Source organism: Tritonibacter sp. SIMBA_163, from assembly GCF_046535935.1.
In the GTDB taxonomy this organism is placed as follows: Bacteria; Pseudomonadota; Alphaproteobacteria; order Rhodobacterales; family Rhodobacteraceae; genus Epibacterium; species Epibacterium scottomollicae.
This window is the reverse complement of the sequence record NZ_JAWJBP010001602.1, coordinates 1-228: the sequence shown is the minus strand read 5'-3', so window position 1 is coordinate 228 and position 228 is coordinate 1. Positions and strand designations below refer to the sequence as shown.

General features: G+C 64.9%; 1 protein-coding gene. It reads right to left on the bottom strand.

The window, feature by feature from the left end:
• Positions 1–228, bottom strand: a 228-nt coding sequence (locus tag R0J92_RS27660) for a sigma factor-like helix-turn-helix DNA-binding protein (RefSeq protein ID WP_411054032.1), incomplete at both ends; no start/stop codon positions are given.

Sequence of the window (228 nt, the reverse complement as noted above, 5' to 3'; positions counted from 1 at the left end):
GTGATGGCGGCATGGCCAGGATCGGGGCCGAAATCACCTTCTCCCGTAACGCCGAGTAGCGCCTGAAGGCGCGTGCGTGCACGGCTGGGGCGGCTCTTGATGGTGCCGACTGCACAGCCGCAGATTGTCGCCGCTTCCTCATAGGCAAACCCGGCTGCGCCGACGAGAATGATCGCTTCGCGCTGATCGTCGGGTAGCTTGTCGAGGGCCTTGCGGAAGTCCTGCAGG